At 64.1% G+C, this 24,759-nt stretch carries 23 protein-coding genes; 13 read left to right on the plus strand and 10 right to left on the minus strand.

Annotated elements, in window-relative coordinates:
- Nucleotides 1-179 precede the first annotated feature (179 nt).
- Nucleotides 180-4,076: a phosphoribosylformylglycinamidine synthase gene (purL, locus tag DK261_RS00640; protein ID WP_110175156.1), complete on the plus strand. Its 3,897-nt coding sequence runs from the start codon at nucleotides 180-182 to the stop codon at nucleotides 4,074-4,076.
- A 5-nt stretch (nucleotides 4,077-4,081) separates the two neighbouring features.
- Nucleotides 4,082-4,393, plus strand: coding sequence for a YqfO family protein (locus DK261_RS00645; protein ID WP_009047129.1), 312 nt, complete (start codon nucleotides 4,082-4,084; stop codon nucleotides 4,391-4,393).
- A gap of 176 nt (nucleotides 4,394-4,569) precedes the next feature.
- Here DK261_RS00645 and nagE read toward each other — a convergent pair whose 3' ends face one another.
- The 7 genes from nagE to DK261_RS00680 all read right to left on the minus strand — a co-directional run bounded on the left by nagE (nucleotide 4,570) and on the right by DK261_RS00680 (nucleotide 13,168).
- Nucleotides 4,570-6,291, minus strand: coding sequence for an N-acetylglucosamine-specific PTS transporter subunit IIBC (gene nagE / locus DK261_RS00650; protein WP_016702723.1), 1,722 nt, complete (start codon nucleotides 6,289-6,291; stop codon nucleotides 4,570-4,572).
- A gap of 26 nt (nucleotides 6,292-6,317) precedes the next feature.
- Complete coding sequence (gene ptsP / locus DK261_RS00655; protein WP_110175157.1) at nucleotides 6,318-8,840, minus strand: phosphoenolpyruvate--protein phosphotransferase; 2,523 nt, start codon at nucleotides 8,838-8,840, stop codon at nucleotides 6,318-6,320.
- Between the two features lie 30 nt (nucleotides 8,841-8,870).
- Nucleotides 8,871-9,893: an SIS domain-containing protein gene (locus DK261_RS00660; RefSeq protein ID WP_009047132.1), complete on the minus strand. Its 1,023-nt coding sequence runs from the start codon at nucleotides 9,891-9,893 to the stop codon at nucleotides 8,871-8,873.
- On the minus strand, nucleotides 9,874-10,980 hold the full coding sequence (nagA, locus tag DK261_RS00665) for an N-acetylglucosamine-6-phosphate deacetylase (protein ID WP_009047133.1): 1,107 nt from the start codon (nucleotides 10,978-10,980) through the stop codon (nucleotides 9,874-9,876). The genes DK261_RS00660 and nagA overlap by 20 nt, the downstream gene beginning before the upstream one ends.
- Before the next feature lie 57 nt (nucleotides 10,981-11,037).
- The gene (locus tag DK261_RS00670; protein ID WP_016702727.1) at nucleotides 11,038-11,769 is read right to left on the minus strand and encodes a GntR family transcriptional regulator; all 732 of its coding nucleotides are present in this window, start codon (nucleotides 11,767-11,769) and stop codon (nucleotides 11,038-11,040) included.
- A 295-nt stretch (nucleotides 11,770-12,064) separates the two neighbouring features.
- Nucleotides 12,065-12,568 carry a murein L,D-transpeptidase family protein gene (locus DK261_RS00675; RefSeq protein ID WP_009047135.1) on the minus strand — a complete coding sequence of 168 codons (504 nt, stop codon included), beginning with the start codon at nucleotides 12,566-12,568 and terminating at the stop codon, nucleotides 12,065-12,067.
- Nucleotides 12,569-12,616: 48 nt separating this feature from the next.
- Complete coding sequence (locus DK261_RS00680) at nucleotides 12,617-13,168, minus strand: NUDIX hydrolase (protein ID WP_009042316.1); 552 nt, start codon at nucleotides 13,166-13,168, stop codon at nucleotides 12,617-12,619.
- Nucleotides 13,169-13,315: 147 nt separating this feature from the next.
- Between DK261_RS00680 and DK261_RS00685 the strand changes: the two genes are divergently transcribed.
- The 5 genes from DK261_RS00685 (at nucleotide 13,316) to purT (ending at nucleotide 16,597) form a co-directional block, all read left to right on the plus strand.
- Nucleotides 13,316-13,915 (plus strand): CoA pyrophosphatase, encoded by a 600-nt coding sequence (locus DK261_RS00685; protein ID WP_009047136.1) that lies wholly within the window; start codon nucleotides 13,316-13,318, stop codon nucleotides 13,913-13,915.
- A gap of 66 nt (nucleotides 13,916-13,981) precedes the next feature.
- Nucleotides 13,982-14,503, plus strand: coding sequence for a gamma carbonic anhydrase family protein (locus DK261_RS00690; RefSeq protein ID WP_009047137.1), 522 nt, complete (start codon nucleotides 13,982-13,984; stop codon nucleotides 14,501-14,503).
- Nucleotides 14,503-14,715: a DUF1289 domain-containing protein gene (locus DK261_RS00695; RefSeq protein WP_016702729.1), complete on the plus strand. Its 213-nt coding sequence runs from the start codon at nucleotides 14,503-14,505 to the stop codon at nucleotides 14,713-14,715. Before DK261_RS00690 ends, DK261_RS00695 begins: the two co-directional genes overlap by 1 nt.
- 129 nt (nucleotides 14,716-14,844) lie before the next feature.
- The gene (locus DK261_RS00700) at nucleotides 14,845-15,312 is read left to right on the plus strand and encodes a VUT family protein (protein ID WP_016702731.1); all 468 of its coding nucleotides are present in this window, start codon (nucleotides 14,845-14,847) and stop codon (nucleotides 15,310-15,312) included.
- A 103-nt stretch (nucleotides 15,313-15,415) separates the two neighbouring features.
- Entirely contained in the window at nucleotides 15,416-16,597 is a 1,182-nt protein-coding gene (gene purT, locus DK261_RS00705; RefSeq protein WP_009047140.1) for a formate-dependent phosphoribosylglycinamide formyltransferase, read from the plus strand.
- A 76-nt stretch (nucleotides 16,598-16,673) separates the two neighbouring features.
- Here purT and DK261_RS00710 read toward each other — a convergent pair whose 3' ends face one another.
- The 3 genes from DK261_RS00710 to DK261_RS00720 form a co-directional block, all read right to left on the minus strand.
- Nucleotides 16,674-17,990 (minus strand): MFS transporter, encoded by a 1,317-nt coding sequence (locus tag DK261_RS00710; protein WP_028681724.1) that lies wholly within the window; start codon nucleotides 17,988-17,990, stop codon nucleotides 16,674-16,676.
- A 394-nt stretch (nucleotides 17,991-18,384) separates the two neighbouring features.
- Nucleotides 18,385-19,623 (minus strand): transporter associated domain-containing protein, encoded by a 1,239-nt coding sequence (locus DK261_RS00715; protein WP_101281863.1) that lies wholly within the window; start codon nucleotides 19,621-19,623, stop codon nucleotides 18,385-18,387.
- A gap of 12 nt (nucleotides 19,624-19,635) precedes the next feature.
- Complete coding sequence (locus tag DK261_RS00720) at nucleotides 19,636-20,448, minus strand: inner membrane protein YpjD (protein ID WP_007927682.1); 813 nt, start codon at nucleotides 20,446-20,448, stop codon at nucleotides 19,636-19,638.
- Between the two features lie 197 nt (nucleotides 20,449-20,645).
- Here DK261_RS00720 and ffh point away from each other — a divergent pair, with 197 nt between their 5' ends.
- The 6 genes from ffh (at nucleotide 20,646) to DK261_RS00750 (ending at nucleotide 24,720) form a co-directional block, all read left to right on the plus strand.
- Entirely contained in the window at nucleotides 20,646-22,022 is a 1,377-nt protein-coding gene (ffh, locus tag DK261_RS00725) for a signal recognition particle protein (RefSeq protein ID WP_007927681.1), read from the plus strand.
- Nucleotides 22,023-22,270: 248 nt separating this feature from the next.
- Nucleotides 22,271-22,522 (plus strand): 30S ribosomal protein S16, encoded by a 252-nt coding sequence (gene rpsP / locus DK261_RS00730; RefSeq protein ID WP_007927680.1) that lies wholly within the window; start codon nucleotides 22,271-22,273, stop codon nucleotides 22,520-22,522.
- A gap of 5 nt (nucleotides 22,523-22,527) precedes the next feature.
- On the plus strand, nucleotides 22,528-23,064 hold the full coding sequence (gene rimM / locus DK261_RS00735; protein ID WP_007927679.1) for a ribosome maturation factor RimM: 537 nt from the start codon (nucleotides 22,528-22,530) through the stop codon (nucleotides 23,062-23,064).
- A gap of 2 nt (nucleotides 23,065-23,066) precedes the next feature.
- Nucleotides 23,067-23,819 (plus strand): tRNA (guanosine(37)-N1)-methyltransferase TrmD, encoded by a 753-nt coding sequence (gene trmD, locus DK261_RS00740; protein ID WP_007927678.1) that lies wholly within the window; start codon nucleotides 23,067-23,069, stop codon nucleotides 23,817-23,819.
- A 45-nt stretch (nucleotides 23,820-23,864) separates the two neighbouring features.
- Nucleotides 23,865-24,215, plus strand: coding sequence for a 50S ribosomal protein L19 (rplS, locus tag DK261_RS00745; RefSeq protein ID WP_009047143.1), 351 nt, complete (start codon nucleotides 23,865-23,867; stop codon nucleotides 24,213-24,215).
- 91 nt (nucleotides 24,216-24,306) lie between these two features.
- Nucleotides 24,307-24,720: an acyl-CoA thioesterase gene (locus DK261_RS00750; RefSeq protein ID WP_007927676.1), complete on the plus strand. Its 414-nt coding sequence runs from the start codon at nucleotides 24,307-24,309 to the stop codon at nucleotides 24,718-24,720.
- The last annotated feature ends 39 nt before the right edge of the window (nucleotides 24,721-24,759 follow it).

Here is a 24,759-nt window from a genome sequence, read left to right on the forward strand (position 1 = left end):
CTTGCCGAGAGGGTTCAAATAACCCTTCCGAAGGGGCCGGATAAGCCTTTGTCGCAGGGGGCTGCGCACGGGCCGACGTCTGGCCGTGCTCGGGCGTGCCGTTTCGGGTGCCGTCGCGGGCGGTTTAGGCTAGAATGCACGGCCTCAAAGCACACCCCCTTCCCGAGGCTGTCCCGAAGATGTTGATCCTGCGCGGCGCTCCTGCCCTTTCTGCCTTTCGCCACAGCAAACTCCTTGAGCAACTGAGCCAGAAGGTTCCAGCTGTCAGTGGCCTGTATGCTGAATTCGCTCACTTCGCCGAAGTTACCGGCGTCCTGACCGGCGACGAACAGCAGGTGCTTGCGCGCCTTCTGAAGTACGGCCCAAGCGTACCGGTGCAAGAACCTACCGGTCGTCTGTTCCTGGTGCTGCCGCGTTTCGGCACCATCTCGCCATGGTCGAGCAAGGCCAGCGATATCGCCCGCAACTGCGGCCTGAGCAAGATCCAGCGCCTGGAACGCGGTATTGCCTTCTACGTGGCCGGTGAATTCAGCGACGCGCAAGCGCAGTTGATCGCCGACACCCTGCACGACCGCATGACCCAGATCGTGCTGGGCAACCTGGAACAGGCTGCCGGCCTGTTCAGCCATGCCACGCCGAAGCCGCTGACCGCCATCGACATCCTCGGTGGTGGCCGCGCCGCGCTGGAGCAGGCCAACACCGAGCTGGGCCTGGCCCTGGCCGAAGACGAAATCGATTACCTGGTCAACGCCTTCCAGGGGCTCAAGCGCAACCCGCACGACATCGAACTGATGATGTTCGCCCAGGCCAACTCCGAGCACTGCCGCCACAAGATCTTCAACGCCAGTTGGGATATCGACGGCCAGAGCCAGGAAAAAAGCCTGTTCGGCATGATCAAGAACACCTATCAGATGCACAACGAAGGTGTGCTGTCGGCCTACAAGGACAACGCGGCGGTCATCGTCGGTTCCGTTGCCGGGCGCTTCTACCCGAATCCGGATACCCGCCAGTACGGCGCGGTGCAGGAGCCGGTGCACATCCTGATGAAGGTCGAGACCCACAACCACCCGACCGCCATCGCGCCATTCCCGGGGGCCTCCACCGGTTCCGGCGGCGAGATTCGCGACGAAGGCGCGACCGGTCGCGGCGCCAAGCCGAAAGCCGGCTTGACCGGTTTCACCGTGTCCAACCTGCAGATCCCGGGCTTCGAACAGCCATGGGAAAAGCCGTACGGCAAGCCCGAGCGCATCGTCGACGCCCTGGACATCATGATCGAAGGCCCGCTGGGCGGCGCGGCGTTCAACAACGAATTCGGCCGTCCGGCCCTGACCGGCTACTTCCGTACCTTCGAACAGTCCATCAACACCCCGCGCGGTGAAGAAGTTCGCGGTTACCACAAGCCGATCATGCTGGCGGGCGGCATGGGCAACATCCGCGCCGAACACGTACAGAAAGGCGAGATCACCGTCGGCTCCAAGCTGATCGTCCTCGGCGGCCCGGCGATGCTCATCGGCCTGGGCGGCGGCGCTGCTTCCTCCATGGCCACCGGCACCAGCTCGGCCGACCTGGATTTCGCCTCGGTACAGCGTGAAAACCCGGAAATGGAACGCCGTTGCCAGGAAGTCATCGACCGCTGCTGGCAGCTGGGCGACAAGAACCCGATCAGCTTCATCCACGACGTCGGCGCGGGCGGCCTGTCCAACGCCTTCCCGGAGCTGGTCAACGATGGCGGCCGTGGCGGTCGCTTCGAACTGCGCAATATTCCGAACGACGAGCCGGGCATGGCCCCGCACGAAATCTGGTCCAACGAATCCCAGGAACGTTACGTCCTGGCCGTCGGCGCCGCTGATTTCGAACGCTTCCAGGCCATCTGCGAGCGTGAGCGCTGCCCGTTCGCGGTCGTCGGCGAAGCCACTGCCGAGCCGCAACTGACCGTGACCGACAGCCACTTCGGCAACAGCCCGGTGGATATGCCGCTGGAAGTGCTGCTGGGCAAGGCTCCGCGCATGCACCGTTCGGCCGTTCGCGAGACTGAACTGGGCGACGATTTCGATCCGGCCAACCTGGACATCGCCGAAAGCATCGAGCGCGTCCTGCATCACCCGGCCGTGGCCAGCAAGAGCTTCCTGATCACCATCGGCGACCGCACCATCACCGGCCTGGTGGCCCGTGACCAAATGGTCGGCCCGTGGCAGGTTCCGGTGGCCGACGTTGCCGTCACCGCCACCAGCTTCGACGTCTACACCGGCGAAGCCATGGCCATGGGCGAGCGGACTCCGCTGGCGCTGCTGGACGCTCCGGCGTCGGGCCGCATGGCCATCGGCGAAACCCTGACCAACATCGCCGCTTCGCGCATCGAGAAGATCTCCGACATCAAGCTGTCGGCCAACTGGATGTCCGCTGCCGGTCACCCAGGCGAAGACGCTCGTCTGTACGACACCGTGAAAGCGGTTGGCATGGAGCTGTGCCCTGAGCTGGGCATTACCATCCCGGTGGGCAAGGACTCCATGTCCATGGCCACTCGCTGGAACGACAAGGGCGTCGACAAGAGCGTGACCTCGCCGCTGTCGCTGATCGTGACCGGTTTCGCGCCTGTGGCCGACATCCGCCAGACCCTGACCCCGCAACTGCGCATGGACAAGGGCACCACCGATCTGATCCTGATCGACCTCGGTCGCGGCCAGAACCGCATGGGCGCCTCGATCCTCGCCCAGGTGCACGGCAAGCTCGGCAAGCAGGCTCCGGACGTCGATGACGCCGAAGACCTGAAAGCCTTCTTCGCGGTGATCCAGGGCCTCAACGCCGACGGTCACCTGCTGGCTTACCACGACCGTTCCGACGGTGGTCTGCTGACCAGCGTGGTGGAAATGGCCTTCGCCGGTCACTGCGGCCTGAACCTGAACCTCGACGCCCTGGCCGAGACCTCGACCGAGATCGCCGCCATCCTGTTCAACGAAGAACTGGGTGCGGTGATCCAGGTGCGCCAGGACGCGACCCCGGGCGTGCTGGCGCAATTCAGCGCCGCCGGCCTGGGCGACTGCGTGGCGGTAATCGGCCAGCCGGTCAACAACGGCCATATCAACATCAGCTTCAACGGCGAAAGTGTCTTCGCCGGCGAGCGTCGCCTGTTGCAGCGCCAGTGGGCTGAAACCAGCTACCAGATCCAGCGCCTGCGCGACAACGCCGACTGCGCCGAGCAGGAATTCGACGTCCTGCTGGAAGAAGACAACCCGGGCCTGAGCGTCAAGCTGAGCTTCGACGTCAATCAGGACGTCGCCGCGCCTTACATCAAGAAAGGCGTGCGCCCTCAGGTGGCGGTGCTGCGCGAGCAGGGCGTCAACGGCCAGGTGGAAATGGCCGCGGCGTTCGACCGCGCTGGCTTCAACGCGATCGACGTGCACATGAGCGACATCCTCGCCGGTCGCGTCGACCTCAACGACTTCAAGGGCATGGTCGCCTGCGGCGGCTTCTCCTACGGCGACGTACTCGGCGCCGGCGAGGGCTGGGCCAAGTCGGCGCTGTTCAACAGCCGTGCCCGCGACGCCTTCCAGGGCTTCTTCGAGCGCAACGACACCTTCACCCTCGGCGTGTGCAACGGTTGCCAGATGATGTCCAACCTGCACGAGCTGATCCCGGGCAGCGAGTTCTGGCCGCACTTCGTGCGCAACCGTTCCGAACAGTTCGAGGCCCGTGTGGCGATGGTCCAGGTCCAGGAGTCGAATTCGATCTTCCTGCAGGGCATGGCCGGTTCGCGGATGCCGATCGCCATCGCCCACGGCGAAGGCCATGCGGAATTCGAAAGCGCAGAAGCGCTGCTCGAAGCCGACCTGTCCGGTTGCGTGGCCCTGCGCTTCGTCGACAACCACGGCAAGGTCACCGAAAGCTACCCGGCCAACCCGAACGGCTCGCCGCGCGGGATCACCGGCCTGACCAGCCGCGACGGTCGCGTCACCATCATGATGCCGCACCCTGAGCGGGTATTCCGTGCCGTGCAGAACTCCTGGCGTCCGGAAGAGTGGAACGAAGATGCGGCGTGGATGCGCATGTTCCGTAACGCTCGCGTGTGGGTGAACTAAGGCCCGTGTACAAGCTCAGCTTTTTCGTCCCGCCCAGCCACGTGGAAGTGGTCAAGAACGCCGTATTCGCCGCCGGCGGCGGACGGATCGGCGCTTACGACCAGTGTGCGTGGCAGGTGCTGGGCCAGGGCCAGTTCCGCCCGTTGGACGGCAGCCAGCCGTTTCTCGGGCAGACCGGCCAGGTCGAGCAGGTGCAGGAATGGAAAGTCGAGCTGGTGGTGGCCGACGAGTTGATCCGCAGCGTGGTGATGGCCCTCAAGCAGAGCCATCCCTACGAGACACCGGCTTATGAAGTCTGGCGTCTGGAAGACTTCTAAGGCCCCGCCCATGAAAAAGCCCGCTGAACCGGTAACGGTCAGCGGGCTTTTTTGTGCCGGTTCGCCGCCACCCCCGTAGGAGCGAAGCTTGCTCGCGATAGCGCCCGTCCAGGCGCCATCTTCTTCACTGTGGACCTGATCGCGAGCAAGCTTCGCTCCTACAGCATGCGAGCCCGTCAGACCTTGGCGCTGACCTCGCTGCGGTTGATCAGGATATCCAGCGCCTGGCCCAGGCTCGCGGCCTTTTCCCCGATCAGCAGGTGCCAGACGCCATCGTCGAGCTGGCTCGAGCCCTGGCAGCCAAGGCTCTTCAGCTGATATTCCGACAGCGCCTTGTTGTCGCCCAGTTGCACCCGCAGGCGGGTCATGGCCACGCACTCCAGTTGCAGCACATTGTCGCTGCCACCGAAGGCGTCCAGCCATTTCACGGCTTCCTGGGGCGCGATGCTCACCGCTGCCGGTGCTTCGAAGGCCGCAGCGGCGGGGCCTGGCTGCTCCAGTGGCTTGCCGGCGCTGGGCATGGCCAGGCGAATTTCATCGGCGATGCTGTCGGCCAGCGGGCCGACCACCACTTGCAGGCTGCCGCCCTTGCCGGGACGCACCACGGCCATGGCGCCAAGGGCCTTGAGCTCGCTGTCCGATGCCTTGTTGCGGTCGGCCAGTTCCAGGCGCAGGCGGGTGGTGCAGGCGCCGACGGTGATCAGGTTGTCCGCGCCGCCCAGGGCCCGGATATAGGCACCGGCGCGCTGATTGTTGGTCATGGCGGCTTTTTCGGTACTTGGGGTGTCTTCGCGGCCCGGTGTTTTCAGGTTGAAGCGTTTGATGCAGAAGTCGAAGACCGTGTAGTAGATCACCGCATAGAGCAGGCCCACGGGAAATATCAGCCAGCCGTTGGTGGACTTGCCCCAGCCCAGGGCCATGTCGATGGCGCCGCCGGAGAAGGTGAAGCCCAGGTGAATATTGAGGAAGTTGGTCAGGCCCATGGCGAGGCCGGTCAGCAGGGCGTGCACCAGGTAGAGAAAGGGGGCGAGGAACATGAAGGCGAATTCCACCGGTTCGGTCACCCCGGTGAGGGCCGAGGTCAGGGCCATCGACAGCAGGATCCCGCCCATCACCTTGCGCCGCTCCGGCAAGGCGTTGCGATACATCGCCAGGCAGGCGGCGGGCAGGCCGAAGATCATCATCGGGAACATGCCGGTCATGAACTGGCCGCCCTTGGGATCGCCGGCGAAGTAACGCGAGATATCCCCGGTGACCAGGGCGCCAGTGGTCGGATCGGTGAAGTTGCCGAAGACGAACCAGGCCATGTTGTTGAGGATGTGGTGCAGGCCGGTGACGATCAGCAAGCGGTTGAACACACCGAAGACGAAGGCGCCGAAGCTGCCGCTGTCCAGCAGCAGGGCGCCGAAGCTGTTGATGCCGTGCTGGATCGGCGGCCAGATCAGGCCGAACACTACCCCCAGGCCGACGGCGCTGAAGCCGGTGACGATCGGCACGAAGCGCCGCCCGCCAAAGAACGCCAGGTATTCCGGCAGCTTGATGTCCTTGAAGCGGTTGTACAGGGCGCCGCCCAGCAGGCCGCTGATGATCCCGGCGAGCATGCCCATGTTGATGCTGGCATCGAGCACCTTGAGGGTCGCCACCATCACCAGGTAACCGATGGCGCCGGCCAGGCCGGCGGTGCCGTTGTTGTCCTTGGCGAAGCCCACGGCGATGCCGATGGCGAAGATCAGCGCCAGGTTGGCGAAGATGGTCTGGCCGGCATCGTGGATGATCGCGATGTTCAGCAGGTCGGTGTCGCCCAGGCGCAGCAGCAGGCCGGCGATCGGCAGGATCGCGATCGGCAGCATCAGGGCCCGGCCCAGGCGCTGCAGGCCTTCGATGAATAATTGGTACATGGCGTGTCTCCCGGTGTTCTTGTTGTTCAGCTCAGGGGCCAGTGTTGGTGGCAGGCATGGCGCACCGCCGAGGCACTGCTCAGGTTCAGCAGGTCGTGGCTGAGGCGCTGGCATTCGGCGGCGTCCAGCTGGCGGACCCGCTCCTTGATCTCGCCCACTTGCGGCGGGCTCACCGACAGCTCGCTGACCCCCAGGCCGACCAGCACCGGCGTCGCCAGCGGATCGGAGGCCAGGGCGCCGCATACCCCGACCCAACGCCCATGCCTGGCCGCGCCGGCGCAGGTCTGGGCGATCAGCCGCAGCAGCGCCGGGTGCAGCGCATCGACCCGCGCGGCCAGGCCGGCATGGTCACGGTCCATGGCCAGGGTGTATTGCGACAGGTCGTTGGTGCCGATGGAGAGGAAATCGGCGTATTCGGCCAGTTGCTCGGCGAGCAGGGCGGCGGCCGGGACTTCGATCATCACCCCCAGCTCCGGGCGCTGGCCGATCCCCAGCTCGGCGCACAGGCAGTCGATGCGCTCGCGGATATGCAGCAGTTCGTCGAGCTCGCTGACCATCGGCAGCAGGATGCGGCAGCGTTGCAGTGGGCTGACCTGCAGCAGGGCACGCAGTTGCTGGTCCAGCAGTTCCGGGCGGGCCTGGGCCAGGCGAATGCCGCGCAGGCCCAGCACCGGGTTGGCTTCCACCGGCAACGGCAGGTAGTCCAGTTGCTTGTCGCCGCCGACGTCTATGGTGCGGATGATCACCGCCTTGTCGCCCATGGCATCGAGTACGGCCTGATAGGCCTGGCGCTGCTCCTGCTCATCGGGGGCGGTATGCCGGTCGACGAACAGAAACTCGGTACGCAGCAGGCCGACGCCGTCGGCGCCGTTGGCATGGGCGCCCTGGGCTTCCTGGCTGGAGGCGACATTGGCGGCGACTTCGATCGCCTGGCCGTCGAGGGTCCTGGCCGGCAGCTGGGCCTGTTGCTGTTGTTGCTCGCGCCGTTGCTGGCGCAGCAGATGGCTCTGCCGGACCTGTTCGATACGGGCGGTGTCCGGTGTCAGTTCCAGGCGACCCTGATCGGCGTTCAGCACCACCTGCTGGCCTTGAGCCACATCGACAAGCTCCGAGCCCAGGGCCACCAGGCAGGGCAGGCCCTTGCCCCGGGCCAGGATCGCTACGTGGGAGGTGGCGCCGCCGGCGGCCATGCACAGGCCAACGGCGCCTTGCTCGCTCAGTTGCAGCAGGTCGGACGGGGTCAGTTCGTGGGCTGCGACTATGGCGCCGGCCGGCAGCTGGTAATGCCAGGCTTCGCCGAGCAGGGCGCGCAGCACCCGTTGTTGCAGGTCGCGCAGGTCGTTGGTGCGTTCGGCGAGCAGGGCATTGCCCAGTTGCAGCAGGATCTCGCACTGTTCGCCGATGGCGTCGCTCCAGGCGTGGGTGGCGGCGCGTCCCTGGGCGATGCTCTGGCGGGCGGCGTCCAGCAGCGCCGGGTCTTCGAGCAGGGCCAGGTGGGCGGCGAAGATCGCTTCTTCCTGGTTGTCCTTGCGTTGCCGGGCGTGGTCCAGGGTGCCGCGAATGTCGCTGCGAACCTTTTCCAGGGCCTGGTCCAGCGCCTGCAGTTGTTCCTGGGGCAGGTGACCGCCACTGTCTTCGGGCAGGGTCATGGCGGTCAGGTGAAACAGCGGCCCGCAGACCAGTCCGGGGGCGGCGCAGACACCCTGGATCACCCCGGCTTCGGCGGGGCGCTGGGGTGTGGCGGCCTTCACCGCCGGCGCCGCGGCGTGGGCGTCTTCGGCCAGCGGCGTGGCGAGGGCGTCCAACAGTGCCAGCAGGGCGGTCTTGCAATCCTTACCCTGGCAGCTGACCCGCACCTCGTCCTGCTCGCCGACCCCCAGCCCCATCAGGCTGACCAGGCTGTCGCAGGACGCCGACTTGCCGTTGAAATGCAGTTGCGCCTTGCTGCTGAAACCCTGGGCGGTCTGGCGGATCAGCGCAGCGGGCCGGGCATGCAGGCCACCGCGGTGATTGACCCGGGTATGGCCTTCGACCTCGTCGGTCGAGGTGTCGCTGGCTTGCGCCTGGGCCCCATTGGTCGCGCGCGGAACGATGTGCAGCAGCGGTTCGCCGACTTTCACCGATTTCAGGGTGATGGGCAGGGCCTGGAAGTGTTCGCCGTTGGTCAGGATCATCAGACTGATCAGGCTTTTGCTGTTCCGCGCGACCTGGTCGAGGTCGAAGCGCAGCAGGGCCTGGCCGCTGCTGACCCGGGCGCCTTCCTGCACCAGCATGGAGAAACCCTCGCCTTGCAGTTGGACAGTGTCCAGGCCCAGGTGCAGCAGCAGTTCCGCGCCATTGTCGGCACGCAGGGTCACTGCGTGGCCGGTGCGGGCGGCATGCACCACTACGCCGGCGCACGGGGCATGCAGGGTGTTGTTCAGCGGGTCGATGGCGATCCCGTCGCCCATGGCGCCGCTGGAAAACACCAGGTCGGGGACCCTGGCGAGGGTGAGCACCGGGCCGCTCAAGGGAGCGCCGAGCGTCAGGTCTTTATTGTTGTTGTGCATGGCGCAGTACTCATCCGTTGAAGGAAAGGCTCAGTGGGTGCGGGTCACTTTGCTCAGGTGCCGTGGCTGGTCCGGGTCCATGCCGCGGGCCTCGGCAAGGCTTGCGGCCATGCCGTAGAAACTCTGGATCGCCAGGATCGGATCGAGCGCCGGGTGTTCGGCCCGGCTCAGGGTCAGGTCGCGCTCGGCGATGTCGTCCGGCGCCGCCAGCAGCACCCGGGCGCCACGCTGGCGCATGTCGGCGGCGAGGCTGATCAGGCCGGCCTGTTCCGCTCCCCGTGGGGCGAACACCAGCAGCGGGTAGTTGTCGCCGATCAGCGCCATCGGGCCGTGGCGAACTTCCGCGCTGCTGAAGGCTTCGGCCTGGATCGCCGAGGTTTCCTTGAGTTTCAGCGCGGCTTCCTGGGCGATGGCAAAACCGGCGCCGCGGCCGATCACCATCAGCCGCTGGCTATCGCGCAGGGCCTCGACGGCCGGGCTCCAGTCCTGGATCGCGGCTTCGCGCAGTCCCTGGGGCAGGGCGAGGCCGGCTTCCAGCAATTGCGCGTCCTGTTTCCAGTGGGCGATCAGGCGGGCGCTGGCGCTGAGGGTGGCGATAAAGCTCTTGGTCGCCGCCACGCTGCGTTCGGCGCCGGCGTGCAGCGGCAGGCAGAACTCGCTGGCGGCTTCCAGCGGGCTGTCCTGGGCGTTGACCATGGCCACGCTCAAGGCCCCGCGTTTGCGCAGCAGCCGCATGCTGTTGACCAGGTCGGGGCTCTGCCCGGACTGGGAAAAGGCGAATGCCGCCTGGCCGCTGACCCGCAGCGGCGCCTGTTGCATGGTCACCACCGACATCGGCAAGGACGCGACCGGGAAGCCCAGCTGCTGCATGGTCAGGTAGGCGAAGTAGCTGGCGGCGTGGTCGGAGCTGCCGCGGGCGACGGTCATCACCACTTGCGGCGGCTGGCGGTTCAGGCGCCCGGCCACTTCGATCAGTTGCGGGTCCAGGTGCTGCAACTGGCCTTCGACGGCCGCGGCAGAGGACAGCGCCTCCTCAAGCATTTTTGAAGTCAATGTCTTCTCCTTCGACCATGACGGCGGTCAGTGTGAGTGAGCGATCCAGGCACACGCAGTCGGCCCAGCTGCCGACCTGCAAACGTCCGCGTTCGGCCAGGCCGAGATAATCGGCGGGAAACTGTGACAAGCGTTGCGAAGCTTCGGCCAGGGGCAGGCCGATCTTCACCAGGTTGCGCAAGGCCTGATCCATGGTCAGGGTGCTGCCGGCCAGGGTGCCGTCCGGCAGGCGCACGCCGCCCAGGCATTTGGTCACGGTGTGGCTGCCGAGCTTGTATTCGCCGTCCGGCATGCCGGCGGCCGCGGTGGAGTCGGTCACGCAGTACAGGCAGGGGATCGAGCGCAGGGCCACGCGCATGGCGCCGGGGTGCACGTGCAGCAGGTCGGGGATCAGTTCCGCGTACTGGGCGTGGGCCAGGGCGGCGCCGACTATGCCCGGCTCGCGGTGATGCAGCGGGCTCATGGCGTTGTACAGGTGGGTGAAGCTGGTGGCCCCGGCGTCGAGCGCGGCCACGCCTTCCTCGTAGCTGCCCAGGGTGTGGCCGATCTGCATGCGGATGCCGCGGGCGCTGAGGGCGCGGATCAGCGCGTCATGGCCGGCGATTTCCGGGGCGATGGTGATCACCCGGATCGGCGCCAGGCGCAGATAGGCCTCGACTTCGGCCATCAGCGCGGTATGGGCGAAATTGGGCTGGGCACCGAGCTTGCCTGGATTGATATACGGACCTTCCAGGTGCACGCCGAGCACCCGGGCGCTGCCGCTGGGGCGCTGCTCGCAATATTCGCCGATGGCGCCCAGGACCCGGGTGATCTCCTCGGTCGGTGCGGTCATGGTGGTGGCCAGCAGCGAGGTGGTGCCAAAGCGTACGTGGGTGCGGGTGATGGTCTCGAACGCCGGGGCGCCTTCCATGATGTCCTTGCCGCCGCCGCCATGCACATGCAGGTCGATGAAGCCTGGCAGCAGGTAGGGCAGGTTGTTGTCCGCCGGGTCGCAGGGGCTGCCTTCGATGCCGGTGACCTTGCCGTCCCGGTGGTTCAGGTGGCCGCGAATCCAGCCTTGCGGGGTGAGGATGTTGTATTCGGACATGGGCTGCTCTCTGGGACGGGTTCTTGGCGACTCGGCGGCCTGGCTCAGCGGCCTGGTTTAGCGACGCAGCTCGGCGACGAAGTCGTAGTAGTCGTTGCGGCAATAGGTGTCGGTGACTTCGATCGGGGTGTTGTCTTCGAGGTAGCCGACACGGGTCATCAGCAGCATCGCGGTGCCGGGGGCGATGCCCACCAGGGCGGCGAACTCGGCGGAGGCGTTGATCGCCTGGATGTGCTGCAGGGCTCGGACCACCGGGCGGCCGATGCCATCGAGGTAGGCGTAGAGCGAATCGCCGATGGCGTCCGGCTGGGCAATGATCGAGGCCGGCAGGGTGCTCATTTCGATCGCCATCACCGTGTCGTCGGCTTTGCGCAGGCGCTTGAGGCGCGCCACCTTGTCGTTCGGCGACAGGCCGAGGCGGATCAGTTCTTCGTGGGTCGGCGTGGTGATTTCCCGCTCCAGCCATTGGGAGCCGGGGACGAAGCCCTTGAGGCGGAGCATTTCGCTGAAGCCGGACAGCCGCGACAACGGTTGTTCCAGGCGTGGGGTGATGAAGGTGCCGGAGCCCTGGCTGCGACGGATCAGGCCTTGTTCGAACAGCACTTCCAGGGCCTTGCGCGCGGTGACGCGGGAGATGTTGAGCATCTCGCTCAGGTTGCGTTCCGAGGGCAGGGCCTGTTCGGCTTTCCACTGGCCGGCATGGATCGCGGCTTCAAGGTTGCGCGCCAGTTGCAGGTACAGCGGGGTCGGCTGGGTATCGTCGGGGCGCAGGGCCAGGATGTGGTTCATCTGTCGAGGTTCCGATGCGTTATTGGTTTGTTGTCGCCCGGTAATGTGGCGAAAACTAATACCACTTAAATACCATGTCAACGCCAGTACTACGGCGATGGCGCGCGAGAACGGGAGCTTTATGGGGGTTGGCGGGCTTGGTTTGGGAAAGTGGTATTAGGGCGGTCTGGCCATGAATGCGAAAATCGCAGGGGCGGCGGTTCTTCGAGGGGGAATTGGTATTCACCTTTCGAAGCCGGCGCGGCCTGCGATTTTTTTTGTAACTGAGGTGTTTTAGCGGCGTTTCAGCGAGGAATCAGGGGCGGATTTCGATCATCGTGCCGTCCGGGACCAGGCCCCAGACTTCGCGCATGTCGACGTTGCGCATGGCAATGCAGCCATCGGTCCAGTCCAGGGTGTGGAAGTACTGCTCGGGGTAGTCTTCGCTGTCCGGGGTGCCGTGGATCATGATCATGCCGCCGGGCTCCACGCCCTCGCGGCGCGAACGCGCGGAATCGCTGATGTTCGGGTAGGAAATATGCATGGCCAGGTTGAAGCGGTCGCTGGTCTTGCGCCAGTCCAGCCAGTAGAAGCCTTCCGGCGTGCGCTTGTCGCCTTCCATGAGCTTCGGCCCCTTGGGCTGTTTGCCCAGGGAAATGCGGTAGGTCTTGAAGGGTTTGCCGTCGTTGATCAGTTGCAACTGATGGGCCGACTTGAGGACCAGGACTTTCTCGATGACCTTGCCGTCCAGGGTATCCGTCGCGGAGGCGTGGGAGACAGCGATAACCGAGCAGCAGAAAAGAGCGAGCAACCAGCGCATTGAAACGATATCCCTAAGAGTACACAGGTGCCGCGTACGTTTTGTTGTTTAAGTGAGGGCCGGCTGAGCCAGGGGCGGAATGGACTCGGAGCGCACGGGGTATTGCTCGTTCCGCCGGTCAGCGAAGAAACATTCTAAGGTACGTCCGACCGTGCGAAAAGCCAGCTCGGACCAGGGAATGTCGGCTTCTTCGAAAAGCCGGACTTCCAGGCTCTCTTCGCCGGCGGCGAAATCCAGGTCCGCCAGCTCGGCGCGGAAGAAGACATGCACCTGGCTGATGTGCGGGACGTCGATCAGGGTATAGATGCTCAGGTTGCGGACCCGGGCGCAGGCTTCCTCGAACGTCTCGCGAATCGCCGCCTGTTCGACGGTCTCGCCGTTCTCCATGAAACCGGCCGGCAGCGTCCAGTAACCACGGCGCGGCTCGATCGCGCGCCGGCACAGCAGCACCTGGGTGCCCCAGGTCGGCAGGCAGCCGGCGACTATGTTCGGGTTCTGGTAATGGATGGTCTGGCAGTTGTCGCAGACAAAACGCAGGCGCGAATCGCCTTCGGGAATGCGCTGGGTGACCGGGTGACCGCACTGGCTGCAGAATTTCATGCTGGGTATCCGAAAAGGCTGCGCCTATCTTGGCGTGCACGGGGCTTTGTCGGCAAGTTGTCGTTACGCGACATGGCGTGGATCGGGGGTTGGGCGGTCGGTTTGTTTGGTGCATGATGCAAGGTAGTCGACAGATCGAGAAGACTCATGCTGGACGAGCTACTGCACCGGGTAAGCAACCATACGCCGCGACCGCTGGAGACGGATCGACGTTTCCCCGAGGCTGCCGTACTGGTGCCCATTACCCGCAGTGACGAGCCTGAGCTGGTGCTGACCCTGCGCGCCAAAGGATTGTCCACCCACGGCGGCGAAGTAGCCTTCCCCGGCGGCCGCCGCGACCCGGAAGATCCCGACCTGGTTTTTACCGCCCTGCGCGAAGCCGAAGAGGAAATCGGCCTGCCCCCGGGGCTGGTGGAAGTGATCGGCCCTTTGAGCCCGCTGATTTCCCTGCACGGGATCAAGGTCACGCCTTATGTCGGGGTGATTCCCGATTATGTCGAGTACCTGGCCAATGACGCCGAGATCGCCGCGGTATTCAGCGTGCCGCTGGAGTTTTTCCGCCAGGACCCGCGCGAACATACCCACCGCATCGATTATCAGGGCCGCAGCTGGTATGTGCCGAGCTACCGCTTCGGCGAGTACAAGATCTGGGGCCTGACAGCGATCATGATCGTCGAGCTGATCAACCTGCTGTATGACGCCAAGATCAGCCTGCACCAACCGCCCAAAAGCTTTATCAATATTTGAAGCCATCGCTCGTATGGCCTGAACCCTGCTGTGTACCTGAACCTGCCTGGCCTTGAGGACAACAATATGAAATACCGCCTGGGCGACGCCCGCGTCGAAACCCATCCGCAAAGCTGGGTCGCACCCAATGCCACGCTGGTGGGCAAGGTCAAGCTGGAGGAGGGGGCCAACGTCTGGTTCAACGCGGTGCTGCGTGGCGACAACGAGCTGATCCTGATCGGCAAGGACAGCAACGTGCAGGATGGCACGGTGATGCACACCGACATGGGCTTTCCGCTGACCATCGGCACCGGCGTGACCATTGGCCATAACGCCATGCTGCATGGCTGCACCGTCGGCGACTACAGCCTGATCGGCATCAACGCGGTGATTCTCAACGGCGCGAAGATCGGCAAGAACTGCATCATCGGCGCCAATTCGCTGATCGGCGAAGGCAAGGAAATCCCCGACGGTTCGCTGGTGATGGGCTCGCCGGGCAAGGTGGTCCGCGAGCTGACCGAGCAACAGAAGAAAATGCTCGAAGCCAGCGCCGCGCACTATGTGCATAATTCCCAGCGTTACGCCCGCGACCTGGCCGAGCAAGAATAATGACCACCCCCGAAAAACCCGTTCCCTCGCCCTGCGTGAGCATCTGCGCGCTGGACGATGACGATATCTGCACTGGCTGCCAGCGCACGGTGAGCGAGATCACCCGTTGGAGCCGCATGGACAACGCCGAGCGCCGCGAGGTGCTGGCGCTGTGTCATGAGCGCGCCAAGTCCAGCGGGCTGCTGTGGATGATCGGTACCCAGTCCGGCTAAACGGCTGTCGCGAGCAGCCTCGCCCCAGCCGGAGCGAGCCTGCCCGCGGTATCGGCGCCAGCTCCCGTCTGGTCCATCCCACCCACCTGAAGTACCCTGTGTGCCTTACTGACAGGTACTTTTCGCCCCATGCTCTTCCTGATCGCCTATATCGGCAGTGTCGTGCTGATCAACTACGCCTTTTCCACCGCTCCGCACCTGGACATCATCTGGTCGGCCTGGGGCGGGCTGGTGTTCGTCCTGCGGGACATGGTGCAGACCCGCTTCGGCCATGGCGCGCTCGTCGCCATGCTGGTGGCGCTGGTGCTGTCCTACGTGACCTCCGACCCGGCCATCGCCCTGGCCAGCGCCACGGCGTTCGCGGTCTCCGAGTGCATCGACTGGCTGGTGTTCAGCATCACCAAGCGCCCGCTGCACGACCGCCTGTGGATAAGTTCGGCGTTGAGCATTCCCCTGGACACCTTTATCTTTTTCGGACTGATCGACGCCTTGACCCCGGGCGTGATCCTCACGGCGCTGGGTTCGAAGTTCGCTGGCGTGACCGTGGTCTGGCTGGCCATGGCCTGGCGTGTGCGCAAGGCGGCGTGCGCCAGCTGAGGCCAAAGCGCGCGGTTCATGTAAAATGCCGCGCTTTCTTCCCCATGGGCCGCCCGCCTGGTGCGCGACCCTCGATGATCCGCTCCTTTTTGAGGACCTTCAGATGACCCGTATCGGAACTCCATTGTCGCCAACCGCGACCCGCGTTTTGCTGTGTGGCTGTGGTGAGTTGGGCAAGGAAGTGGTGATTGAGCTGCAACGCCTGGGCGTTGAGGTGATTGCCGTGGATCGCTACGCCAATGCGCCGGCGATGCAGGTCGCCCATCGCAGCCATGTGATCAACATGCTCGACGGTGCCGCGCTGCGTGCGGTGATCGAGGCGGAGAAGCCGCACTTCATCGTGCCGGAGATCGAAGCCATCGCTACCGCCACCCTGGTGGAGCTGGAGTCCGAAGGGTTCACCGTGATCCCGACCGCCCGTGCCGCCCAGTTGACCATGAACCGCGAAGGCATCCGTCGCCTGGCCGCCGAAGAGCTGGACCTGCCGACCTCGCCTTACCACTTCGCCGATACCTTCGAAGACTACCGCAAGGCGGTGGACGACCTGGGCTTCCCCTGCGTGGTCAAGCCGGTGATGAGTTCCTCGGGCAAGGGCCAGAGCCTGCTGCGCAGTGTCGACGACGTGCAGAAGGCCTGGGACTACGCCCAGGAAGGCGGGCGCGCCGGCAAGGGCCGGGTGATCATCGAGGGTTTCATCGATTTCGATTACGAAATCACCCTGCTGACCGTGCGCCATGTCGGCGGCACCACCTTCTGCGCGCCGGTCGGCCACCGCCAGGAGAAGGGCGACTACCAGGAATCCTGGCAGCCCCAGGCCATGAGCCCGAAAGCCCTGGCCGAGTCCGAGCGCGTGGCCAAGGCGGTGACCGAGGCCCTGGGTGGCCGTGGCCTGTTCGGCGTCGAACTGTTCGTCAAGGGTGATCAGGTCTGGTTCAGCGAAGTGTCGCCGCGTCCCCATGACACCGGCCTGGTGACCCTGATTTCCCAGGACCTGTCGCAGTTCGCCCTGCATGCGCGGGCGATCCTCGGCCTGCCGATCCCGTTGATCCGTCAGTTCGGCCCGTCGGCGTCGGCGGTGATCCTGGTGGAAGGCCAGTCGACCCAGACCGCTTTCGCCAACCTGGGCGCGGCCCTGAGCGAGCCGGACACGGCCCTGCGCCTGTTCGGCAAGCCTGAAGTCAACGGCCAGCGCCGCATGGGCGTGGCCCTGGCGCGCGACGAGTCGATCGAGGCCGCCCGGGCCAAGGCGACCCGCGCTTCCCAGGCGGTCGTAGTCGAGCTGTAAAAGCATCGCGAGCAAGCTCGCTCCTACAGGTTCGGCGCAGCCCTTGTAGGAGCGAGCTTGCTCGCGAAGCGATCTTTCAATCGACCTGGTTCAGGTCGTTATTGCGCGTTTCCTTCAGGCACAGCACAGCGATCAGGCTGAGCACCGCTGCCGCCGACACATAGCCGCCGACCCAGCTCAAGCCCCCCATCGCCACCAGCTTCTGGGCGAAGAAGGGTGCCGCCGAGGCGCCGACAATGCCGCCCAGGTTATAGGCCGCCGACGCGCCGGTATAACGCACGTGGGTCGGGAACAGCTCGGGCAGCAGGGCGCCCATCGGGGCGAAGGTCACGCCCATCAGGAACAGCTCGATGCACAGGAACAGCGCCACGCCCCAGGTCGAGCCCTGGGTCAGCAGCGGTTCCATGGTGAAGCCGGAGAGAATCGCCAGCAGGCCGCCGATGATCAGCACCGGCTTGCGTCCGTAACGGTCGCTGGCCCAGGCCGACAGCGGTGTGGCCGCGGCCATGAACAGCACCGCGAAGCACAGCAGGCCGAGGAAGGTTTCGCGGCTGTAGCCAAGGGTCGCGACGCCGTAGCTCAGCGAGAACACCGTCGAGATGTAAAACAGCGCGTAACACACCACCATCGCCGAAGCACCCAGCAATACCGGCAGCCAGTACTGGCTGAACAGCTCGACCAGCGGCATCTTGACCCGTTCCTGGCGGGCGATGGCGTTGGCGAATACCGGGGTTTCGTGGAGTTTCAGGCGCACATACAGGCCGACCAGCACCAGCGCGGCGCTGAGCAGGAACGGAATCCGCCAGCCCCAGGAGCGGAACTGCTCATCGCTCAGGCTCATGGCCAGGGTCAGGAACAGGCCGTTGGCCGCGAGAAAGCCGATCGACGGCCCCAGTTGCGGGAACATGCCGAACCAGGCGCGTTTGCCTTTCGGCGCGTTTTCCGTGGCGAGCAGCGCGGCTCCGCCCCATTCGCCGCCCAGCCCCAGGCCCTGGCCGAAACGCAGCAGGCACAGCAGGATCGGGGCCCAGGCGCCAATGCTGTCATAGCCTGGCAGCACGCCGATCAGCGTGGTGCACACGCCCATCAGCAGCAGCGATGCCACCAGGGTCGACTTGCGGCCGATCCGGTCGCCGAAGTGGCCGAACAGCGCCGAGCCCAGGGGGCGGGCGAGGAACGCGATGCCGAAGGTCAGGAAGGCCGAGAGCATCTGCGCGGTGCCGGACGTCTGCGGAAAGAATACCGGGCCGATCACCAGCGCGGCGGCGGTGGCATACACGTAGAAGTCGTAGAACTCGATGGCGGTGCCGATAAAGCTGGCGGTGGCCACGCGGCTGGCGGAGTTGGTCGGCTGGGCAGGCACGGAGGCGCTGTAAGTGGTGCTGGTCGTCATGCGGTTATCCCTGACAGTCATGTGCTCCATCGGAGCGAATTATTATGGTCGAACACCCAGGGATGTGGGTTTGGCGCGGGCGTGGCTCGGGGTGGGAGCGCAGCCTGCCAGAAGCGGGCAGAGCAGGGCAGAAGCCGCTGGGTGCGGGTAGCACGCGGGTGCTGCGGGGCTTGGGTAAGCGGATCGATTATAGGAAGGCCCCTAACGATTCAACAAGCAGGACTTGTCCCTGTAGCCCTGTAGCCGCTGCCGAGCCTGCGAGGCTGCGATCGGCGGCACAGCCGTCGTAAAACCAGGCGGCGCGGTATTTCAGGCGGATTGTTGTATCCCGGTTAGCGCCCGCTTCGTCGGAATGCCGCCCAGATCGATCGCAGCCTCGCAGGCTCGGCAGCGGCTACAGGGACGAGGGAGCACCTGGCTTGGTGTGCCAGATCAGCACGCGGCTGACCCGGTTTTCCTCGGTCTCGAGGATTTCCAGGCGGTAGCGGCCGATTTTCAGGCAGACGGCGCTGTCGGGAATGGTCTCCAGCGCTTCTGTGACCAGGCCGTTGAGGGTTTTCGGGCCGTCGCTGGGCAGGTGCCAGCCCAGGCTCTTGTTCAGCTCGCGAATCGAGGCGGCGCCTTCGATGACAAAGCGTCCGTCGGCCTGGGGATGGATATGCGGGTTGTCGAGGCTGTGTTCGCTTTCGAATTCGCCGACGATTTCTTCGAGGATGTCTTCCAGGGTGACGATGCCCAGCACTTCGCCGTACTCGTCCACCACCATGCCCAGGCGGCGCTGCTGCTTGTGGAAGTTCAGCAGTTGCAGCTGCAGCGGGGTGCTTTCCGGCACGAAGTAAGGTTCGTGGCAGGCCGCCAGCAGGGCCTCTTTGCTCAGGCTGGCATCCGGCAGCAGGTGGCGGATCTGGCGGGTATTGAGGACCGCCTCGACCTGGTTGATATCGCTATGGAACACCGGCAGGCGGGTGCGTTTGGACAGGCGCAGCTGCTCGATGATCTCGCCGATAGGCTCGTCCAGGTTGATCCCGTCGACTTCGCTGCGCGGGACCAGGATGTCATTGACGGTGATGTTGTCCAGGGCATGGATGCCCGACACCGGGTGCGGGCGGCCGTTGGAATGTTCCTCGGCGTCGTCCGGGTCGGCGGCCTGCTCGTCTTCGCTCTGCTTGACGGCGCCGGCCTTGCGGCTGAAGGGGCGCAGCAACAGCTGGCTGATGCTGTTGAGCAGCCAGGCCGCGGGGTAGATGATCTTCAGCGGCACGCCCAGCAGGGTATTGCCCAGGCTGAGGATGGCGTCCGGATAACGGGTAGCCAGGGTGCGCGGGAGGTAGTCGGCGAGTACCAGCAACACGCTGGTGGCGATCAGGCAGGCCAGCCACGGGCCGTTTTCCGCCCACTGCAGGAGCGCCAGCAAGGTGCTGATGATGACCGCCAGCACCCGGCACAGGGTGTTGCAGAGAATCAGGCTGTCGCGCGGAAAGCTCAGGCGCGCCAGCGGTTTGTCGCCGGAGCGCGAAGCAGTGCGCAGGGTCAGCAGGTGTTGCTGGGCGGCTTCGATGGCGGTGAACAGCCCCGACCACAGCACCAGCAAGGCCAGGACCACGAGCATCGGCTCTATGGGCAGGTTGTCCATTATCGCCGCTCGTCAGATATGCAGGATGTATTCACGGACCAGCTTGCTGCCGAAGTACGCCAGCATCAGCAGGCAGAAGCCGGCCAGGGTCCAGCGAATCGCCTTGTGTCCGCGCCAGCCGAGGCGGTTGCGGCCCCACAGCAGCACGCTGAACACCACCCAGGCCAGGCACGCCAGCAGGGTCTTGTGCACCAGGTGCTGGGCGAACAGGTTCTCGACGAACAGCCAGCCGGAGATCAGCGACAGCGACAGCAGGGTCCAGCCGGCCCAGAGGAAGCCGAACAGCAGGCTTTCCATGGTCTGCAGCGGCGGAAAGTTCTTGATCAGCCCGGACGGGTGCTTGTGCTTGAGCTGGTGGTCCTGCACCAGCAGCAACAGGGCCTGGAACACGGCGATGGTGAACATGCCGTAGGCAAGGATCGACAGCAGGATATGGGCGAGGATGCCCGGTTCTTCGTCGATCACCGGCACCGTGCCGGTGGGCACGAACTGCGCCAGCAGCACGGTCAGCGCCCCCAGCGGAAACAGCAGGACCAGCAGGTTCTCCACCGGAATGCGCGAGCAGGCCAGCAGGGTCAGGGCAATCACCGCGGCGGCGATCAGGCTGGCGGCGCTGAAGAAGTCCAGGCCCAGGCCCACGGGGGTCATCAGGTGGGTCAGGAGGCTGGCGCTGTGGGCGAGCAGGGCAAGGATGCCGAGCGAGACCAGCAGGCGCTTGTTCGTCTTGGCGGCTTGAGCCAGACGAGTGCCTTGATAGAGGGTCGCAGCGGCATAGAGACAGGCGGCGGCGAGGGTGGTTAGCAAGCTGGGTGACAAGGGGAGCATAAATCCTGTTAGGCAAGCCCGAAAGTCGTTGAGTTTGGCATAGAACCGCCACCACACGAAAGACCGCGCAACCAGACGGCGGCTGTGCGTCGCGCGCAGTCTTCGCTATAATCCGCGACCTGCCCACGGAGCACCCTTTATATAAGGGGCCCGAGCCGCCATTACCTCGGTCTACTTAGGGCCTGAAAGGATCGCGCATGTTTGAAAACCTAACCGACCGTCTCTCGCAGACGCTGCGCCATGTCACCGGCAAGGCCAAGCTGACCGAGGACAACATCAAAGACACCCTGCGCGAAGTGCGCATGGCGTTGCTCGAAGCCGACGTCGCCCTGCCGGTGGTCAAGGACTTCGTCAACTCGGTGAAGGAACGTGCCGTCGGCACTGAAGTGTCGCGCAGCCTGACTCCGGGCCAGGCGTTCGTGAAGATCGTCCAGGCCGAGCTCGAAAGCCTGATGGGTGCGGCCAACGAAGATTTGAACCTGAGCGCCGTGCCGCCTGCCGTCGTGCTGATGGCCGGTTTGCAGGGCGCCGGTAAGACCACCACCGCCGGCAAGCTTGCGCGCTTCCTTAAAGAGCGCAAGAAGAAGAGCGTGATGGTGGTATCCGCCGACGTGTACCGTCCGGCGGCGATCAAGCAGCTCGAAACCCTGGCCAATGACATTGGCGTGACCTTCTTCCCGTCCGACCTGAGCCAGAAGCCGGTCGCGATCGCCGAAGCGGCTATTAAAGAAGCCAAGCTCAAGTTCATCGACGTGGTCATCGTCGACACCGCCGGTCGTCTGCACATCGACGCCGACATGATGGACGAGATCCAGGCGTTGCACGCGGCGGTCAAGCCGGTGGAAACCCTGTTCGTGGTCGACGCCATGACCGGCCAGGACGCCGCCAACACGGCCAAGGCCTTTGGTGACGCGCTGCCGCTGACCGGTGTGATCCTGACCAAGGTCGACGGCGATGCCCGTGGCGGTGCCGCGCTGTCGGTGCGTGCGATCACCGGCAAGCCGATCAAGTTCATCGGTATGGGCGAGAAGAGCGAAGCGCTCGAGCCGTTCCACCCTGAGCGTATCGCTTCGCGCATCCTCGGCATGGGCGACGTGCTCAGCCTGATCGAGCAGGCCGAACAGACCCTCGACAAGGAAAAAGCCGACAAGCTGGCGAAGAAGCTGAAAAAAGGCAAAGGCTTCGACCTCGAAGACTTCCGCGATCAGCTGCAACAGATGAAGAACATGGGCGGCCTCGGTGGCCTGATGGACAAGCTGCCGAATATCGGTGGCGTGAACCTGGCGCAAATGGGCAATGCCCAGGGCGCGGCCGAGAAGCAGTTCAAGCAGATGGAAGCCATCATCAACTCCATGACCCCGGCCGAGCGCCGCGACCCTGAGCTGATCAGCGGTTCGCGCAAGCGTCGGATCGCCATGGGCTCCGGCACCCAGGTGCAGGACATCGGTCGCTTGATCAAGCAGCACAAGCAGATGCAGAAGATGATGAAGAAATTCTCCGCCAAGGGCGGAATGGCGAAAATGATGCGCGGCATGGGCGGAATGTTGCCCGGCGGCGGCATGCCGAAGATCTGAAGAATCCACGCCGGCAGCCATGCCGGCGTTTCCCGCGGGGACGCGGGACCTCCAGCAAACCCGCGCTTGGCGGGAGCTGACTCGCCGTTGTTGCCAACGGCCCTATAGCAAATCTGGATGGCAGCCGGTAGGCGCCGGAAAAAGTCATTTGCAAAAGTCCGGATATTCCTTAGAATATGCGGCCTTTCGGGCACCCATGCCCGCTGTGCATTTAGATTTGCAGCACCGACTACAGGAACGATGTTCACATGCTAACAATCCGTCTTGCCCTTGGCGGCTCCAAAAAGCGCCCGTTTTACCACTTGACCGTGACCGACAGCCGCAACCCACGCGACGGTTCGCACAAAGAACAAGTTGGCTTCTTCAACCCGATCGCTCGTGGTCAAGAAGTCCGCCTGTCCGTGAACCAAGAGCGCGTAGCCTACTGGCTGAGCGTTGGTGCACAACCGTCTGAGCGCGTTGCTCAGCTGTTGAAGGAATCGGCTAAGGCTGCAGCCTGAACCCTATGAACGCGACGCCTGCTCCTGCTGATGATTTGATCGTTATCGGCAAAATCTACTCTGTTCACGGCGTTCGCGGCGAAGTGAAGGTTTATTCCTTTACTGATCCGATAAAAAACCTGTTGGATTACAAAACCTGGACGCTCAAGCGCGAAGGTAGCGTGAAACAGGTTGAGCTGGTCAGCGGACGCGGGAATGAAAAATTCCTGGTCGCAAAGCTCAAGGGTCTCGATGATCGTGAAGAAGCGCGTCTTCTGGCCGGTTATGAGATCTGCGTGCCGCGCAACCTGTTCCCTGAACTGACCGACGGCGAGTACTACTGGTACCAGCTGCAAGGTCTCAAGGTCATCGACACTCACGGACAACTGTTCGGGAAGATCGATCACCTGCTGGAGACCGGCTCGAACGATGTAATGGTGGTCAAGCCTTGCGCTGGCAGCCTGGATGATCGCGAACGCCTGTTGCCCTATACCGAGCAATGCGTGTTGGCCGTCGACCTGGCAGCGGGCGAGATGAAGGTGGATTGGGACGCGGACTTCTGAACGTGGCTAGCCTGCGCGTAGAAGTGATCAGTTTGTTTCCCGAGATGTTTTCCGCCATCAGCGACTACGGCATAACCAGCCGCGCGGTGAAACAGGGGCTCTTGCAGCTGACCTGTTGGAATCCGCGAGACTACACCACGGATCGACATCACACTGTGGACGATCGCCCATTTGGCGGTGGCCCGGGCATGGTGATGAAGATCAAGCCCCTGGAAGATGCTCTGGTTCAGGCCAGGCAGGCAGCCGGGGAGGGCGCGAAGGTGATCTACCTGTCGCCCCAAGGCCGCAAACTGACTCAGTCGGCGGTACGCGAGTTGGCGAATGAGGATGCATTGATCCTGATTGCCGGTCGTTATGAAGGCATTGACGAGCGTTTTATTGAAGCTCATGTCGATGAAGAGTGGTCGATTGGCGACTATGTACTCTCCGGTGGCGAGCTGCCGGCGATGGTCCTGATTGATGCGGTTACGCGACTGCTGCCCGGAGCTTTAGGGCATGCGGATTCCGCGGAGGAAGATTCCTTCACGGATGGTCTGCTGGATTGCCCGCACTACACCCGACCGGAGGTGTATGCGGATCAGCGTGTTCCCGACGTGTTGCTGAGTGGCAACCACGCACACATCCGGCGTTGGCGTTTACAGCAGTCCCTTGGTCGGACCTATGAACGACGCGCCGATCTTCTGGAAAGCCGCTCGCTTTCTGGAGAAGAGAAGAAGCTGCTCGAGGAATACATCCGCGAGCGGGACGATAGTTAACAACGTATCGATGGTAGATCCGACGATTTACCTTAGGAGCACAGCATGACCAACAAAATCATTCTTGCACTCGAAGCAGAGCAGATGACCAAAGAGATCCCAGCCTTTGCCCCGGGCGACACCATTGTCGTTCAGGTGAAAGTGAAGGAAGGCGATCGTTCCCGTCTGCAAGCGTTCGAAGGCGTTGTAATCGCCAAGCGTAACCGCGGCGTGAACAGTGCATTCACCGTTCGTAAAATCTCCAACGGTGTTGGCGTAGAACGTACTTTCCAGACCTACAGCCCGCAAATCGACAGCATGGCTGTCAAGCGTCGCGGTGACGTACGTAAAGCCAAGCTGTACTACCTGCGTGACCTGTCGGGTAAAGCAGCTCGCATCAAGGAAAAACTGGCTTAAGTCCAGCTTCCGATGCAGAAAAAAGCAGCCTACGGGCTGCTTTTTTGTTGCCCGTCATTTATCCCCGAAGTGTGTTTCAGGCAGTAGAACCATGAGCCCCCGCGAGCAAGAAATCCAACGCCGGACCGAGCTGTCGGTCACCCGCGTGACCAAGGCGGTATTCCCGTCGACCACCAATCACCACAACACCCTGTTTGGCGGCACGGCGCTGGCCTGGATGGACGAAGTGTCGTTCATCGCCGCGACCCGTTTCTGCCGGTTGCCGCTGGTCACCGTGTCCACCGACCGTATCGACTTCAATCACCCGATTGCCGCGGGCTCCATCGTCGAGCTGGTGGGACGGGTAGTGAAGGTCGGCAACACCAGCCTCAAGGTCGAGGTTGAAGTCTTCGTCGAGAGTATGAGTTGCGATGGGCGGGAGAAAGCCATCCACGGCCTGTTCAGCTTTGTCGCCATCGATGACGACAAGCGCCCGGTGCCGGTGCTGCCGGGGTTTGTCGACTGATCGCGAGCAAGCCTCGCTCCTGCGGGATTTCACCGTTCT

Source organism: Pseudomonas sp. RW409 (genome assembly GCF_003184125.1).
In the GTDB taxonomy this organism is placed as follows: Bacteria; Pseudomonadota; Gammaproteobacteria; order Pseudomonadales; family Pseudomonadaceae; genus Aquipseudomonas; species Aquipseudomonas chlororaphis_I.

Bases quoted from the DNA above. Each gene is read 5' to 3' on its own strand.
- purL (WP_110175156.1), top strand. From the start codon at position 180: ATGTTGATCCTGCGCGGCGCTCCTGCCCTTTCTGCCTTTCGCCACAGC.
- nagE (WP_016702723.1), bottom strand. From the start codon at position 6,291: ATGTACCAATTATTCATCGAAGGCCTGCAGCGCCTGGGCCGGGCCCTG.
- ptsP (WP_110175157.1), bottom strand. From the start codon at position 8,840: ATGCACAACAACAATAAAGACCTGACGCTCGGCGCTCCCTTGAGCGGC.
- nagA (WP_009047133.1), bottom strand. From the start codon at position 10,980: ATGTCCGAATACAACATCCTCACCCCGCAAGGCTGGATTCGCGGCCAC.
- DK261_RS00670 (WP_016702727.1), bottom strand. From the start codon at position 11,769: ATGAACCACATCCTGGCCCTGCGCCCCGACGATACCCAGCCGACCCCG.
- DK261_RS00675 (WP_009047135.1), bottom strand. From the start codon at position 12,568: ATGCGCTGGTTGCTCGCTCTTTTCTGCTGCTCGGTTATCGCTGTCTCC.
- DK261_RS00680 (WP_009042316.1), bottom strand. From the start codon at position 13,168: ATGAAATTCTGCAGCCAGTGCGGTCACCCGGTCACCCAGCGCATTCCC.
- DK261_RS00685 (WP_009047136.1), top strand. From the start codon at position 13,316: ATGCTGGACGAGCTACTGCACCGGGTAAGCAACCATACGCCGCGACCG.
- DK261_RS00690 (WP_009047137.1), top strand. From the start codon at position 13,982: ATGAAATACCGCCTGGGCGACGCCCGCGTCGAAACCCATCCGCAAAGC.
- DK261_RS00695 (WP_016702729.1), top strand. From the start codon at position 14,503: ATGACCACCCCCGAAAAACCCGTTCCCTCGCCCTGCGTGAGCATCTGC.
- DK261_RS00700 (WP_016702731.1), top strand. From the start codon at position 14,845: ATGCTCTTCCTGATCGCCTATATCGGCAGTGTCGTGCTGATCAACTAC.
- purT (WP_009047140.1), top strand. From the start codon at position 15,416: ATGACCCGTATCGGAACTCCATTGTCGCCAACCGCGACCCGCGTTTTG.
- DK261_RS00710 (WP_028681724.1), bottom strand. From the start codon at position 17,990: ATGACGACCAGCACCACTTACAGCGCCTCCGTGCCTGCCCAGCCGACC.
- DK261_RS00715 (WP_101281863.1), bottom strand. From the start codon at position 19,623: ATGGACAACCTGCCCATAGAGCCGATGCTCGTGGTCCTGGCCTTGCTG.
- DK261_RS00720 (WP_007927682.1), bottom strand. From the start codon at position 20,448: ATGCTCCCCTTGTCACCCAGCTTGCTAACCACCCTCGCCGCCGCCTGT.
- ffh (WP_007927681.1), top strand. From the start codon at position 20,646: ATGTTTGAAAACCTAACCGACCGTCTCTCGCAGACGCTGCGCCATGTC.
- rpsP (WP_007927680.1), top strand. From the start codon at position 22,271: ATGCTAACAATCCGTCTTGCCCTTGGCGGCTCCAAAAAGCGCCCGTTT.
- rimM (WP_007927679.1), top strand. From the start codon at position 22,528: ATGAACGCGACGCCTGCTCCTGCTGATGATTTGATCGTTATCGGCAAA.
- rplS (WP_009047143.1), top strand. From the start codon at position 23,865: ATGACCAACAAAATCATTCTTGCACTCGAAGCAGAGCAGATGACCAAA.
- DK261_RS00750 (WP_007927676.1), top strand. From the start codon at position 24,307: ATGAGCCCCCGCGAGCAAGAAATCCAACGCCGGACCGAGCTGTCGGTC.